This is a genomic window from Colwellia sp. BRX8-7 (assembly GCF_014077275.1).
Lineage (GTDB): Bacteria > Pseudomonadota > Gammaproteobacteria > Enterobacterales > Alteromonadaceae > Colwellia_A.
Genome location: NZ_JACGVP010000002.1, coordinates 209,401 through 223,959, shown reverse-complemented (window position 1 = coordinate 223,959; position 14,559 = coordinate 209,401). Strand labels below are relative to the sequence as shown.

Below are 14,559 nucleotides of genomic sequence, written 5' to 3'. Positions count from 1 at the left end.
AATGAAAAAAATTAAGATAATATTTGCTGTGTCGTTTTTCACCGTGGTGATGTTAAGCGCCTCTTTAGTTGCCTATACCTTTTATCAAATGAAACAGCCGCTCAATATTTCATCCACCCAACTATTAACCATTAAAGACGGTACCTCGTTTAGTCGATTTTCAGAACAACTGATCAAAAATGGCTGGCTCAATACGCGCTTTTGGATGCGTAATTATGTTCGACTTAAGCCCGAGTATGCGAATATAAAAGCGGGCACTTATCAAATTAATAAAGACGTTTCTGTCGAGGTTTTGTTGGCGCAATTAGTTGCCGGTAAAGAGCATCAATTTAGCGTGACTTTTATTGAAGGAACAACCTTTAAGGAATGGTTAGTGCAGTTGAATGAAACGGATAACCTAGTGCATACGCTTCAGCAAACTTCGGTGGCTGATATCGCGAGTAAACTCAATATTGAACACGTTAATCCCGAAGGGCTGTTCTACCCAGAAACTTACGCGTTTACTGCCGGTACTACCGATATAGAATTGTTAAAACGTGCTCAACAACAAATGTCCGTTGAATTAAATCTAGCGTGGCAAAATCGCGCCGAACCTTTACCTTATAAAAATAAGTATCAAGCGTTGATCATGGCATCGATAATTGAGAAAGAAAGTGGCAAAAATGCCGAGCATGGCATTATTTCATCGGTATTTTTTAACCGTTTAAACAAAAAGATGCGCCTGCAAACTGACCCAACCGTTATTTACGGTTTAGGTGAACGTTACCAAGGAGACATCAAATATCGTCACTTGCGCGAGAAAACACCGTATAATACTTACCGAATTAATGGTTTGCCACCTACACCTATCGCTATGCCTGGTAAAAGTGCCATACATGCCGCGTTAAACCCATTAACAACAGATTATTTATATTTTGTCAGTAATGGCAAAGGTCAGCATATCTTTTCAACTAATTTAAAAGATCATAATGCGGCAGTAAAAAAATATCAGTTGAACTAAAAATTGCATAAGAAGTAAAAAATGAATAAAGGTCAATTTATCGTCATTGAAGGTATTGAAGGGGCAGGAAAATCTTCAGCTATTTCAGTGGTTAAAAAAATACTCACCGAGCATGGTATTGATTTTATTAATACTCGAGAGCCGGGAGGCACTCCTTTAGCGGAGTCATTGCGCGATATCGTGAAATCTGCCGATCACCAAGAAATATTGACACAAGAAACTGAATTATTATTGATGTATGCTAGCCGCAGTCAGCTAATGGCGAATCGAATTCTTCCGGCATTAGAAAAAGGTCAATGGGTCATCGGTGACCGCCATGATTTAAGCTCAAGGGCTTATCAAGGGGGTGGCAGACAATTTAACGATGAACTTATGGACACGATTGCCCAAGTGACCTTAAAAGGCTTTAAGCCGCAGTTAACACTCTATTTAGATATATCTCCTGAGCTAGGTTTAGCAAGAGCGCAAGCTCGAGGGGCATTGGATCGTATCGAATTAGAAAAAATAGAATTCTTTCATCGTGTCCGTAATAAGTATCTTGAAATTGCGTTAGCCGATGAAACGATTAAAATTATTGATGCCAGTGCGCCTATGCCTGTTGTACATAATAATATTCGCTTAGCGGTAAACGAATTTTTAAAAAGTCATTAATGACTATCACCGTTAGCAGGAAACACTAATGCACAGTTGGTTAGAGCAACAGCAACTTTTGTTATCAAAGCAAATAACGCAAATAAAATTACCGCATGCCATCTTGATCAATGGTGTCGAAGGCGCGGGTAAAAGTGATCTTTCGCTATGGCTTATTCAGGTTTTATCTTGTACTAAACCCCAAAACTCGCAGGGTATTATCTTACCGTGCAACGTCTGTAAGGCGTGCTTACTGCATAAAAGTCATACTTACCCAGACCATTTGCTTATTGAAAGTGGCGGAAAAAGTATTGGTGTTGATCAAGTGAGACAAGCGAGTCGTTTTTTCGAAAAAACAGCGCAAATAGGTCATTGTAAAACGACATTAATAACCGCAGCACATCATATGACTATCTCTGCGGCCAATGCCTTATTAAAAACCCTCGAAGAACCTAATGCTAATAACTATATTGTTTTATTAACCTCTGAAGTTGAAACGTTATTGCCGACCATTATTAGTCGTTGTTATGTGATTGATATTCGGCCGCCGGTTGGTGAAAAATTATTAGCTGAGCTTAAGCAATCTGGTAGCGACCCTTTTGTTAACTTGAGTCACTTAAAAGAACTCTCTGACAGTTTTGTTAATGACCAATACCTACATTTTGAGAGCTGTTTCTTTACTTTTTTGCAAAATAAAACCATTAAACGTAGTGAAATATTAAGCTTACTGGTTGATAACACCAATAGCGTTCGCTGGTTAGAAAAAGTCATGGTTAAGTTGATGCGCCAACAATATAATTGGCTAAAAGGCGACATTATCTTGAATGAGCAGGTAATATGGTCAATATATCAATTAGTTTTGTCTGCTATTAAACAACTTAAATTGTTAATGCAAGCAAACAAACAATTCATCTTTGAAAAGCTACTGGTTGACATAACAGCAGTTATAGAAGAAAAATAGAAAAATAAGTGCATGCGAATAGCAAGCAATATTAGCTCAATTCATCTTTGAAAAGCTACTCGTTGACATAACAGCAGTTATCGAAGAAAAATAAGATTATAATAACTAGCTCATAAGATAAATTTTGAGGAATAATGATGAAACAATTTAGCTTAGAATTTTTATCTGACAGAGAATTATATCAATACTATATGCCCTTTGTTAAAAATGGTGGGTTATTTGTTCGCAGTACAGAGCAATTTAATTTGGGCGATGAAGTAACACTTGAAGTCACCTTGCCTGACGCCCTAGAGCCATCAAGTGTTGTAGGCAAAGTATGCTGGTTAACGCCAACAGGTGCTCAAAATGGTACACCAGCGGGTATTGGTGTTAGTTTTGAAGAAGATAATGACAATGTACGTAATCAAATTGAAAAGTTGATAGGGCGCTTACTGAGCTCTTCAGATCCAACATTATCAATGTAGGGTTTTGTTTTAATTAAAAAATTATTGGAGAAAGTTGTTTGTTTATAGATTCACATTGCCACTTAGATAGACTGGATTTAACCGAGTTTGATGGCGAGTTAGACAATGTTTTAAAAGCCGCCGCCGCCGCTCAAGTAGACGAGATTTTGTGTGTTAGCGTAACCTTAGCGGAATTTCCTAGCATGGTAGAAAAAACGGCTAAATATGATAATGTCTGGCTGTCGTGTGGCGCTCACCCACTAAATCAAGATGATTTAATTGACCAAGAAGAGCTTGCCCGTTTATCACAAACCGACAAAGTGATTGCGATTGGTGAAACTGGCTTAGACTATTTTTATGCCCCTGAAACTAAAGCGGTGCAACTCGATTCTTTTCGCAAGCATGTCCGTGTTGCGAATCAATTAAATAAACCGCTAATTATTCATACTCGTGATGCTCAGCAAGATACCTTAGATATTCTTCGTGAAGAAAATGCCGCAAATGTTGGTGGTATTTTACATTGCTTTACCGAAACTTGGGATATGGCAGAGCAAGCGATTGACCTTGGTTTTTATATTTCATTTTCTGGTATCGTTACCTTTAAAAATGCCAGTGAATTACGTGAAGTTGCTAAACTTGTCCCCGATGATCGATTTTTAATTGAAACAGATGCACCTTACTTAGCGCCAGTTCCTCATCGAGGAAAGCAAAATCAACCCGCTTATGTAGTCGATGTCGCTAAATTTTTAGCAAGCGTTCGTGGACAGTCAGTTGAAACGATAGCCGAGCTTTCAACGGCAAATTTCAAACGACTTTTTAAGCTAAAATAAAGGCAAAAAAGTGCCCGAAACTATTGCTAGCTCGGGCCCAAGGGAATGGCTCGTAAAGCATGAGCCGTGCGCTAATAAACACTATTTACATCGATAAAATTCAGTAAAATAAAAATGAAAAATCGCGAGCAATTGATTAATATTTACACTGTGTGATTAATTGTAGTGTAAACTTTTTTAAAAGCTAATTTAAATTTCATTTATTATAAGTTACTGATAAATAGTATTTGTTTTGTTATCTTGTATTTTACGGCTAACACCCACACCGCTAGTGTGCCGTTATTTCTCTCCACTTGTCTACAAGCGTATTTGACTGTAATTACTGCCGCTAATATGTCATGATAATTTCATTATCTATGACTAATAAGATTATCTTTGTGTTAAATCGTTTGTGGATCAGTTTCTTTTTTATTGCTTTTGGCTCGGCGCTTTATCAATGGTTTTTTCTTGATAATCTTTTAATCTTTGAAGAACTCGTGCAAGCGCTTTTTTCAATGTCAAAAGTGACCGTTGACATTGCTATTGGCTTAATTGGTATTTTAAGCTTTTGGTTAGGTATGATGAAAATTGCTGAAAACGCCGGTTTAATGGATAAGCTTGCGCGCGCTATTTCGCCGTTATTCACCCGTTTAATGCCAGGCGTCCCTAAAGGTCATCCGGCTATTGCTTCTATGACGATGAATTTATCGGCTAACTTTTTAGGTTTAGATAATGCAGCAACGCCGCTTGGCTTAAAAGCCATGCAAGATCTTCAGCAATTAAATCCCCAAAAAGATACCGCAACCAATGCACAAATATTATTCCTGGTTTTAAATACCTCAAGCGTTACACTTTTTCCTGTTGCTGTGTTTGTTTATCGCGCTCAGCAGGGAGCTGCTAGCCCTACCGATGTTTTTGTCCCTATTATATTGGCAACGTTTGCTTCAACTTTCGCTGGCTTATTAGCGGTGGCCACAGTGCAAAAAATTAAGCTATATAACTCCATTATATTACTCTATTTATCTGCAGCAATTGCTTTAGTAGGAGGTTTAGTGGTCTATTTTTCGATGCTGACCTCACAAGCACTTGCCGAACAGTCGTCATTTTTAGGTAATTTTTTAATTTTTTCGACCTTAATTATTTTTATTTTGGCAGCGGTTCGAAAAAAGGTCGATGTCTACGACAGCTTTATAGAGGGGGCTAAAGAAGGTTTCGACACCAGTATTAAACTTATTCCTTATTTACTGGCGATGTTGGTCGCTATTGGCGTCTTTCGTGCCAGTGGCGCATTAACACTAATTGTCGACAGTTTTAGAGAGTTAGTGATGTTTTTAGGATTTGACACCCGCTTTGTTGATGCGATGCCTACGGCGTTAATGCAACCGTTAAGTGGCTCTGGTGCCAGAGCTATGATGATTGAAACGATGAAAACCCATGGTGCCGATTCTTTTGCCGGTCGATTAGCATCAATTTTTCAAGGATCAACAGAAACAACTTTTTATGTACTAGCCGTTTATTTTGGCTCTGTGGGTATTCGATATAGTCGACATGCCATTGCCTGTGGCTTACTTGCTGATTTAGCTGGGATTACTGCTGCAATAGCGGTTTGCTATTGGTTTTTTGGTTAACCCCCTCAGCGCCTACACCTAATTTAATGAGTGAATTGTCGACAATTATACTTTGGTCTACTTGACTTTTAAGCTGTGTGCTTTAGTATGATTTTTAAAATCGGTAAATGTCGACAATTACCTCATTAAGACAATTATGGCGCTAGCATACTTATGGCATTAGACAATCCAACCTTACAAGAACCAGTGACCACTGCAGACAAAGTTTTTTATGCCATACTTCATGCGATTGTTGATGGAAAAATAGCGGCAGGCAGTAAAATTAGTGAGCCCGGGTTAGCTAAGCAATATGAAATCAGTCGTTCTACTCTGCGAGAAGCCCTCAATCGTTTAGAAAAATGTCATTTAATTGAGCGTAAAGCCAATGTTGGCTCAAGAGTTGTTGATTGCACCATCGAAGGCTTATTAGAAATATACGTGGTTCGTGAAGCGCTTGAAGGCATGGCTTGTCGAGAAGCGGCAATTAACATGAGCGATGATGAAATAGCCGAAATGCAAGATATGCTCGCTCAACACGCCAACTCACAAGACCTTATTGATGGTGTTGCTTATTATCAAGAAGAGGGCGACTTAGACTTTCACTATAAAGTGATATTAGGTAGCCATAATCAACAATTAATCAATATTCTTTGCGGGCAGCTCTACCACTTAGTGCGTATGTACCGTATTCAATTTGGCATGCATAGCCCACGCGCAACCCGTGCCTTTGAAGAACATTCACATATTATCCAAGCGATTTGTGACCGAGATGGCGAACTTGCTGAAATTTTGATGAGACGTCATATTGCCGCATCAAGAAAAAATATCGAAAAGAAAATAGCGCTACAAAATAGCGCGACACAATAAATAAAAGTAAAGCTGACCAGTGGCTTTAACAAATAGCACAACAATTATTTAACAAAAACTAAGAGGAAACCCTATGTCTACGCAACTTTCACCTGGCGCTAAATTCCGTCAAGCATTAGTAAACAATAAACCTTTACAAGTAGTGGGTACTATCAACGCTTATTGCGCGATGATGGCTGAGCAATTAGGTCACCAAGCGATTTACCTTTCAGGTGGTGGTGTTGCCAATGCTTCATATGGTTTACCAGATTTAGGTATGACGTCATTAAATGATGTTATTGCTGACGTACAACGTATTACTGCTGCTTCAAGTTTGCCTTTGCTGGTTGATATAGATACCGGTTGGGGTGGCGCGTTTAATATCGCTAAAACTATTCGCGATATGGAAAAAGCAGGGGCAGCCGCGGTTCACCTTGAAGACCAGGTGGCACAGAAACGTTGTGGACATCGTCCAAATAAAGAAATTGTTTCAACCCAAGAAATGGTTGACCGTATTAAAGCCGCTGTAGATGCACGTATTGATAAAGACTTCTTTATCATGGCTCGTACTGATGCCTTTGCTCAAGAAGGCTTAGAAGCGGCACTTGAAAGAGCTAAAGCTTATGTGGCAGCGGGGGCCGATGGTATTTTCGCCGAAGCAGTTAAAACAGAAGAACATTATCGCGCTTTTACCGAAGCGTTAGATGTACCAGTGCTCGCTAATATTACCGAATTTGGTCAAACCGAATTGTGGAACAAAGCGCAACTAGGTGAGTGGGGTTGTGCGATGGTACTTTACCCATTATCAGCATTTCGTGCGATGAATAAAGCGGCTGAGTCGGTTTACAAAACCTTACTTGATGATGGTGACCAAAAAGCTGAAATCGACAATATGCAAACGCGTATGGATTTATACGATTACTTGGGTTACCACGACTACGAGCAAAAGCTTGATGCTTTGTTCACCGAAGGCAAAAATAAGTAACAGATATTATAATAAAATAAAATTAAGTTAGCAGCGATACAAGCGACTAACCCAACAAAAGAATATGAGGAAAATAGTATGTCAGATGTAAAAGTAGCAGATAAAAAAATTGGTGGCGCAGGCTTACGTGGTCAAAGTGCGGGTGAAACTTCGCTTTGTACCGTTGGTGAGTCAGGCTCAGGTTTAACCTATTGTGGTTATGATATTGCTGACTTAGCTGAAAACAGTACCTTTGAAGAAGTCGCTTATTTACTCTTTCATGGTGAACTCCCTAATGAAAAAGAACTCGCCACTTATAAAACTGAGTTGTTTGCCATGCGCGACTTACCGCAAGCATTAAAAGCGGTATTAAAACTGATCCCAAAAGAAACTCATCCAATGGATGTTATGCGCACCGGTTGTTCATTTTTAGGTAATTTAGAGCCAGAAAATGATTTTAGCGAGCAAAATCAAGCAGCCAATCGCTTATTAGCCGCATTTCCTGCCATCATGTGTTACTGGTATAAATTCTCCCATGACGGTGTAGAAATTGACTGTACTTCAACCGAAGACTCTTTAGGCGGACATTTCTTGCGCTTATTAAATGGTGAAAGCCCATCAGCACAGCATCAACGTGTTATGGACGTATCATTAATCTTATATGCAGAACATGAGTTTAATGCTTCAACCTTCACGGCGCGTGTATGTGCTTCAACCTTGTCTGATATGTTTTCATGTGTCACCGGCGCTATTGGCACATTACGTGGTCCACTTCATGGTGGTGCTAACGAAGCCGCAATGGATATGATTGAATCATTCTCATCGCCAAGCGACGCTAAAGAAAAAATGGCGGGTATGCTTGAACGTAAAGAAAAAATTATGGGCTTTGGTCACGCAATTTACCGTACTTCAGACCCACGTAATGTCATTATTAAAGCATGGTCTGAAAAGTTAGCGGCTGAAAATGGTGATACGTCACTTTACGATATTTCAGTGGCCTGTGAAGAATTCATGTGGGATACCAAAAAATTATTCTGTAACGCTGATTTTTTCCATGCTTCAACGTACAGCTACATGGGTATTCCAACTAAATTGTTTACCCCTATTTTTGTCTGTTCACGCGTAACAGGTTGGTCTGCTCACATTATGGAGCAACGTTCAAATAACCGTATTATTCGTCCAAGTGCTGACTACAAAGGCGCTAAGCCGAGAACGGTTCCACCTATCAGCGAAAGGTAATGACTATGAATTATGAACATCGCAAACCGCTGCCCGGTTATAAAATTGGTGGCATCAATATAGATTATTTTGATACTCGAGGGGCAGTTGAAGCAATAAGCGCCGGTAGTTACGCAAAACTACCTTATACCTCACGCGTATTAGCTGAACAATTGGTACGCCGTTGTTCACCTGAAATCTTAACAGATTCACTTAAGCAATTAATTGAGCGTAAGCAAGATCTTGATTTTCCATGGTATCCGGCACGTGTTGTTTGTCATGATATTTTAGGTCAAACGGCTTTGGTTGATTTAGCGGGTCTGCGTGATGCCATTGCCGAGCAAGGTGGTGATCCTTCAAAAGTAAACCCGGTTGTGCCGACGCAATTAATTGTTGATCATTCTGTTGCTGTTGAACATGCTGGTTTTGAAAGTGATGCATTTGAAAAAAATCGTGCCATTGAAGACCGCCGCAACGAAGACCGTTTCCATTTTATTGAATGGACCAAAACAGCGTTTAAAAATGTTGATGTTATTCCTGCGGGTAATGGCATTATGCATCAAATCAATTTGGAAAAAATGTCACCGGTTATTCAACTCCGTGACGGTGTTGCTTTTCCTGATACTTGTGTTGGCACCGACAGCCATACCCCGCATATCGATTGCTTGGGTGTTATAGCTATTGGTGTCGGTGGTTTAGAAGCTGAAACCGTCATGTTAGGTCGCCCGTCGATGATGCGCTTACCTGATATTATTGGCGTAAAACTGGTAGGTAAACGCCAACCGGGTATTACAGCTACTGATTTGGTTTTAGCTATTACTGAATTTTTGCGTAATCAAAAAGTGGTATCAAGTTACTTAGAATTCTTTGGTGAAGGTACCAAAGGTTTAACTATAGGTGACCGCGCTACTATTTCGAACATGACACCTGAGTATGGCGCTTCAGCAGGAATGTTTTATATTGATCAACAAACTATTGATTATTTAAAACTGACCGGCCGTGAGCCAGAGCAAGTTGAACTGGTAGAAACCTATGCTAAACATACCGGTTTATGGGCTGATGACTTAGCTGATGTTGAATATGACCGCGTTATCGAGTTTGATTTATCATCAGTTGGTCGTAATATGGCTGGCCCGTCTAATCCGCACAGTCGTTTACCGACCAGCGAATTGTCGTCAAAAGGCATAGCGAAAGACCTTGATGCCTGTAAAGCACAAGAAAAAGCCGGAGAGATGCCAGATGGCGCGGTTATTATTGCCGCTATAACCAGTTGTACTAATACCTCGAACCCTCGCAACGTTGTGGCGGCAGGCTTAGTGGCTAAACGCGCTAACGAGCTTGGCTTATTGCGCAAACCTTGGGTTAAATCATCTTTTGCACCAGGATCAAAAGTCGCGAAACTTTATTTAGAAGAAGCCGGTTTATTATCTGAAATGGAAAAAATGGGTTTTGGTATTGTCGGTTACGCTTGTACAACTTGTAACGGCATGTCGGGCGCGTTAGATCCAAAAATTCAACAAGAAATTATCGACCGTGATCTTTATTCAACGGCGGTTTTATCGGGTAATCGTAACTTTGACGGACGTATTCATCCGTATGCTAAACAAGCCTTTTTAGCTTCACCACCGTTAGTAGTTGCTTATGCTATTGCCGGTACAATGCGTTTCGATATTGAAAAAGATGTACTCGGACAAGATCAACAAGGTAATGATATTACCTTAAAAGATATTTGGCCAACTGACGAAGCCATAGATGCGATAGTTGCAAGCTGTGTTAAGCCAGAGCAGTTCAAGAAAATTTATACGCCGATGTTTGATTTAGGCGCTTTTGAACCGGCTGAATCTCCGCTTTACGATTGGCGAGAAATGAGCACTTACATTCGTCGTCCACCTTATTGGGAAGGCGCCTTAGCGGGTGAACGTACCATGAAAGGTATGCGTCCGTTAGCAGTTTTAGGTGACAACATCACCACAGATCATTTATCACCCTCAAATGCTATTCAACTCGATAGTGCTGCAGGAGCTTATTTAGATAAAATGGGTTTACCCGAAGTAGACTTTAACTCTTATGCAACGCATCGCGGCGATCATTTAACCGCGCAACGAGCAACTTTTGCTAACCCTAAATTGTTAAATGAAATGTGTCGTGATGACAAGGGTGACATTAAACAAGGTTCACTGGCGCGTATAGAGCCAGAGGGCACTGAGTCACGTATGTGGGAAGCGATTGAAACCTACATGGAGCGTAAGCAACCGTTAATTATCGTTGCTGGCGCTGACTATGGTCAAGGTTCATCACGTGATTGGGCGGCTAAAGGTGTTCGTTTAGCCGGCGTTGAAGTGATCGTTGCCGAAGGTTTTGAGCGTATTCATCGTACTAACTTAGTGGGCATGGGCGTTTTACCTTTGCAGTTTGTTAATAACGAAACACGCCATACCTACAATATTGATGGTACCGAAACGTTTGATGTTGCAGGTAACGGGGAAATGTCACCGGGCGCTGAAATGAACGTGTTAATGACCCGTACCAACGGCGAATTATTAACGATACCAGTTAAGTGTCGTTTAGATACCGCCGAAGAAGTGTCAGTTTACAATGCGGGTGGCGTATTGCAAAAGTTTGCGAATGACTTCTTGGAGTCTAATAGATAATTGATTTTTAATGTTTTATCTAGGTTTAAAGTGCTCATTGACCTTAGTCAACGGCGCGTTGGCCTTGATAAAACACTTCTTATAAAAATCAACTCGGTGTAATTTTAATTAAAGCAGCAATTTAGGTAACTAATTTGCTGCTTTTTATTAGTGACAAAATCGTAAAGCAAAAAGCTTTTTAGTCAGGATAATGACAGCAGCATAGACCGCTATGTGACATCATTCAACCTAGCTAAAGCGTCTTTTGAGAAGCGAAAAATATTGAAGGAAAACTTATGATTCATACTCCCCAAGTACACATACCTCAAGTAAAAATTCCTGCTACTTATATGCGTGGCGGCACTTCAAAAGGCGTGTTTTTTAATTTAACTGATTTACCTGAACGTTGTCAGGTTGCCGGCGAAGCACGCGATAATATGCTGCTACGCGTTATTGGTAGTCCAGATCCTTACGGCAAACAAACCGATGGTATGGGCGGCGCAACCTCAAGCACCAGCAAAACCGTTATCTTAGCAAAATCAAACCAAGCCGATCACGATGTTGATTATTTATTTGGTCAAGTAGCAATCGATAAAGCATTTGTTGATTGGAGTGGTAACTGCGGTAACTTAACCGCTGCAGTTGGCTCATTTGCGATTAATTCTGGCCTTGTTGATGCAACGCGTATTCCTGAAAACGGAATTTGTACCGTACGAATTTGGCAAAAAAACATCTCGAAAACGATTATTGCCCAAGTACCTATCACCAACGGTGAAGTACAAGAAACCGGTGATTTCGAGCTCGACGGGGTTACTTTCCCTGCGGCAGAAGTACCGGTTGAATTTATCGCGCCCGTTGATCCATCAGAGGCGATGTTTCCAACGGGAAATATTATTGATGACCTAGAGGTACCCGGTGTTGGTGTTTTTAAAGCAACGATGATCACTGCAGGTATTCCAACCATCTTTTTAAATGCAGATGAAATTGGTTATACCGGCACCGAGTTACAAGAAGCCATTAATGGCGACCCTGCAGCACTAGAACGCTTTGAAACGATTCGTGCTTATGGCGCGATTAAAATGGGCTTAATTACTGAACTTTCAGAAGCAGAGGCTCGCCAACATACCCCCAAAGTTGCTTTTGTTGCACCAGCAAAAGATTATGTTACCTCAAGTGGTAAAGCTGTTTTAGCAAGCGATATTGACTTACACGTTCGCGCATTGTCTATGGGTAAATTACACCATGCGATGATGGGCACAGCTGCAGTGGCTATTGGCGCAGCAGCCGCTATTCCTGGCACTTTAGTTGCTCTTGCTACGGGTAATGCCCCAGGTGAAGGCTCAGAATCTGTGACTTTTGGTCATCCATCAGGCACGCTTAAAGTGGGCGCACAAGCCAGTGAAATTAATGGCGTCTGGATTGTTGATAAAGCCGTAATGAGTCGAAGTGCTCGGGTATTAATGGAAGGTTGGGTACGTATTCCTGGCGATTCATTTTAGCTAAGCGTCTTTCATGCTATCAATAAAATGGAGCGATTAGGCTCCATTTTTATTAAATAATTACCTTATATGAGATACAACATAAATAACAAGGTAATCTTAAGACTGTAAGTATTGATAAAGCGCTTTAAGCACCTTCATTTTTCCTGCATCGCTCTCATGTTCATGCGCTAAATTCTCTAACGTGATCATAAACTCATCAGCACTTAATAAGCCTTTGCCACCAAACTGAATTTTGTCTTGGCAACGCTGCTGCCACTTTTGTTGTTCAGCACTGCTTAAAGTTAATGGATAATTTCTGGCTCGATATAAAAATAATAAAGGCATTAATCGTTCATCTTGAAAAATAAACGGGTGAGTCGCTAATTGTTCAGGTGAAAGCTCACGTAGAATATCCATTTGTGCTTTGTCACCGTGCGAAAAGAAATTACCACCATACAGAGAGTGCTCAGCGTCTGGCTTTGCTTGGTCGCTATAGTCTTCGGCAGCAAATACTTCCGCTAATTTATCTCTTACTTCTAAATGCTGTTTTAACTTAGCCAAATTTGATAAACAAAGTTCGCGAGGGATCTTCAAACGTTCGGCATTTTCAGGCAATAATGTTTTTGCTGGCGCAACAATAGGGCACTTGTTGAGATGAATAAGTTTTATGGGAATGGGTAATTCGTCATCGGCTAATTCATCGTGTCGAGTATACAATCGCGCTTTGATTTCATCGCTACTTAAATCAAATAATGGCTGTGGATCTAACGCTAAGTCTACAGCGATAATGGCATTTTTATTAACAGGATGATAAGCAAAAGGGGCGAACCAGCTGGTACAGCCGTGCTCCGATGAAATTTTACTTGAGGTATGCACAATCGGCGTCATATTATAAACGTCAATTAATTCAGCAACCTGCTTTTTATTTCTCAGATTAAAAATAAAGTCATAAAGCTTAGGCTGTTTTTCTTTAATCAACTTTGCCATCGCAATAGTGGCATAAACATCACTCATCGCATCATGCGCGGCTTCATGAGTAATATCATTGGCTTTAGTTAGTAACTCAAGACGAAAACTAACCACTTGTTCGCCATCTCGCTCAACGGTTGGCCAGTTTATGCCTTCAGGGCGAAGGGCATAACAAGCACGCACCATATCAATAATATCCCAACGAGAATTACCATTTTGCCATTCCCGTGCATAAGGGTCGTAAAAATTACGATAAAGCAGGTAACGGGTAAATTCATCATCAAAACGAATACTGTTATAGCCAGCAACGCAGGTATCAGGTTGGGTAAATAACGTATGAATACGTTCAGCGAACTCAACCTCAGATAAACCCTCTTGCTGAGCTTTCTGCGGAGTAATACCCGTAACTAAACAAGCTTCTGGCTGCGGAAGATAATCTTGTGGCGGCCGACAATAAAACATTTCTGGTTTGCCAATAATGTTTAAATCATGATCGGTTCGTATACCGGCGAACTGAGACGGTTTATCAAACTTCGGCGATATACCAAAAGTTTCATAATCGTGCCAAAGAATAGTAGCTTGGTTACTGATATCGTTCTTTACTGGAGAATATTGTTTAGTCATCCGTATTTACTGGCCTTTAATCAATCCACTGTTATTTGTTTTTTTATTGTCATTAAATGATGTTTTAAATTTTTATTTACTCAGCTGTGCTCATAAAGTTTTTATGTGACTGCAGAAAATATGAAGCTTACAGAAAAAGAATTAAAGAAGCTACTGGACAAACATAAGATAACCCACTGATGTCACCGACCGAGACTCTATAAGCCTTAGGGTATCTAAATAGGTAAAGTTGTTTAGCAATATCGAGATAAATTTAATAATAAGCCTATTCGCTTAATATTAGGATATTACCCTAGCATGTCATTGAGTGAGATACGAAGTAAAGTACATCACTTAAAGGTTTGTTACTCGGCCACACCAGTCTCGCCTCGAAGTTT

12 protein-coding genes are annotated in these 14,559 nt (G+C 40.3%); 11 read left to right on the top strand and 1 reads right to left on the bottom strand.

Translation table 11 applies throughout. The features are described from left to right. The first annotated feature begins 1 nt into the window (after position 1). The 11 genes from mltG (at position 2) to prpF (ending at position 12,607) form a co-directional block, all read left to right on the top strand. Positions 2-1,000 (top strand): endolytic transglycosylase MltG, encoded by a 999-nt coding sequence (gene mltG / locus H4J57_RS03060; RefSeq protein ID WP_182241921.1) that lies wholly within the window; start codon positions 2-4, stop codon positions 998-1,000. A gap of 21 nt (positions 1,001-1,021) precedes the next feature. Then, entirely contained in the window at positions 1,022-1,651 is a 630-nt protein-coding gene (gene tmk, locus H4J57_RS03055) for a dTMP kinase (RefSeq protein WP_070376504.1), read from the top strand. 28 nt (positions 1,652-1,679) lie between these two features. Further along, complete coding sequence (locus H4J57_RS03050) at positions 1,680-2,591, top strand: DNA polymerase III subunit delta' (RefSeq protein ID WP_182241920.1); 912 nt, start codon at positions 1,680-1,682, stop codon at positions 2,589-2,591. A 137-nt stretch (positions 2,592-2,728) separates the two neighbouring features. Next, entirely contained in the window at positions 2,729-3,055 is a 327-nt protein-coding gene (locus H4J57_RS03045; protein WP_182241919.1) for a PilZ domain-containing protein, read from the top strand. A 38-nt stretch (positions 3,056-3,093) separates the two neighbouring features. Beyond that, positions 3,094-3,864, top strand: coding sequence for a TatD family hydrolase (locus H4J57_RS03040; RefSeq protein ID WP_070376507.1), 771 nt, complete (start codon positions 3,094-3,096; stop codon positions 3,862-3,864). A 377-nt stretch (positions 3,865-4,241) separates the two neighbouring features. After that, positions 4,242-5,471, top strand: coding sequence for a nucleoside recognition domain-containing protein (locus tag H4J57_RS03035; RefSeq protein WP_182216861.1), 1,230 nt, complete (start codon positions 4,242-4,244; stop codon positions 5,469-5,471). A gap of 153 nt (positions 5,472-5,624) precedes the next feature. Then, complete coding sequence (locus H4J57_RS03030; protein WP_182169907.1) at positions 5,625-6,317, top strand: GntR family transcriptional regulator; 693 nt, start codon at positions 5,625-5,627, stop codon at positions 6,315-6,317. 73 nt (positions 6,318-6,390) lie between these two features. Beyond that, positions 6,391-7,281: a methylisocitrate lyase gene (gene prpB, locus H4J57_RS03025; RefSeq protein ID WP_070376509.1), complete on the top strand. Its 891-nt coding sequence runs from the start codon at positions 6,391-6,393 to the stop codon at positions 7,279-7,281. Between the two features lie 78 nt (positions 7,282-7,359). Beyond that, the gene (gene prpC, locus H4J57_RS03020; RefSeq protein ID WP_182221653.1) at positions 7,360-8,499 is read left to right on the top strand and encodes a 2-methylcitrate synthase; all 1,140 of its coding nucleotides are present in this window, start codon (positions 7,360-7,362) and stop codon (positions 8,497-8,499) included. A gap of 5 nt (positions 8,500-8,504) precedes the next feature. Next, complete coding sequence (gene acnD / locus H4J57_RS03015) at positions 8,505-11,129, top strand: Fe/S-dependent 2-methylisocitrate dehydratase AcnD (RefSeq protein ID WP_182241918.1); 2,625 nt, start codon at positions 8,505-8,507, stop codon at positions 11,127-11,129. A 275-nt stretch (positions 11,130-11,404) separates the two neighbouring features. Further along, positions 11,405-12,607 carry a 2-methylaconitate cis-trans isomerase PrpF gene (prpF, locus tag H4J57_RS03010; RefSeq protein WP_182241917.1) on the top strand — a complete coding sequence of 401 codons (1,203 nt, stop codon included), beginning with the start codon at positions 11,405-11,407 and terminating at the stop codon, positions 12,605-12,607. A gap of 99 nt (positions 12,608-12,706) precedes the next feature. Here the strand turns inward: prpF and sbcB are convergent, their stop codons facing one another. Beyond that, positions 12,707-14,182, bottom strand: coding sequence for an exodeoxyribonuclease I (sbcB, locus tag H4J57_RS03005; RefSeq protein ID WP_182241916.1), 1,476 nt, complete (start codon positions 14,180-14,182; stop codon positions 12,707-12,709). Positions 14,183-14,559: the final 377 nt, after the last annotated feature.

Excerpts from the sequence above, each read along its gene's own strand:
- H4J57_RS03045 (WP_182241919.1), top strand. The coding sequence starts at position 2,729 with ATGAAACAATTTAGCTTAGAATTTTTATCTGACAGAGAATTATATCAA.
- sbcB (WP_182241916.1), bottom strand. The coding sequence starts at position 14,182 with ATGACTAAACAATATTCTCCAGTAAAGAACGATATCAGTAACCAAGCT.
- prpB (WP_070376509.1), top strand. The coding sequence starts at position 6,391 with ATGTCTACGCAACTTTCACCTGGCGCTAAATTCCGTCAAGCATTAGTA.
- prpC (WP_182221653.1), top strand. The coding sequence starts at position 7,360 with ATGTCAGATGTAAAAGTAGCAGATAAAAAAATTGGTGGCGCAGGCTTA.
- H4J57_RS03030 (WP_182169907.1), top strand. The coding sequence starts at position 5,625 with ATGGCATTAGACAATCCAACCTTACAAGAACCAGTGACCACTGCAGAC.
- prpF (WP_182241917.1), top strand. The coding sequence starts at position 11,405 with ATGATTCATACTCCCCAAGTACACATACCTCAAGTAAAAATTCCTGCT.
- H4J57_RS03050 (WP_182241920.1), top strand. The coding sequence starts at position 1,680 with ATGCACAGTTGGTTAGAGCAACAGCAACTTTTGTTATCAAAGCAAATA.
- acnD (WP_182241918.1), top strand. The coding sequence starts at position 8,505 with ATGAATTATGAACATCGCAAACCGCTGCCCGGTTATAAAATTGGTGGC.
- mltG (WP_182241921.1), top strand. The coding sequence starts at position 2 with ATGAAAAAAATTAAGATAATATTTGCTGTGTCGTTTTTCACCGTGGTG.
- tmk (WP_070376504.1), top strand. The coding sequence starts at position 1,022 with ATGAATAAAGGTCAATTTATCGTCATTGAAGGTATTGAAGGGGCAGGA.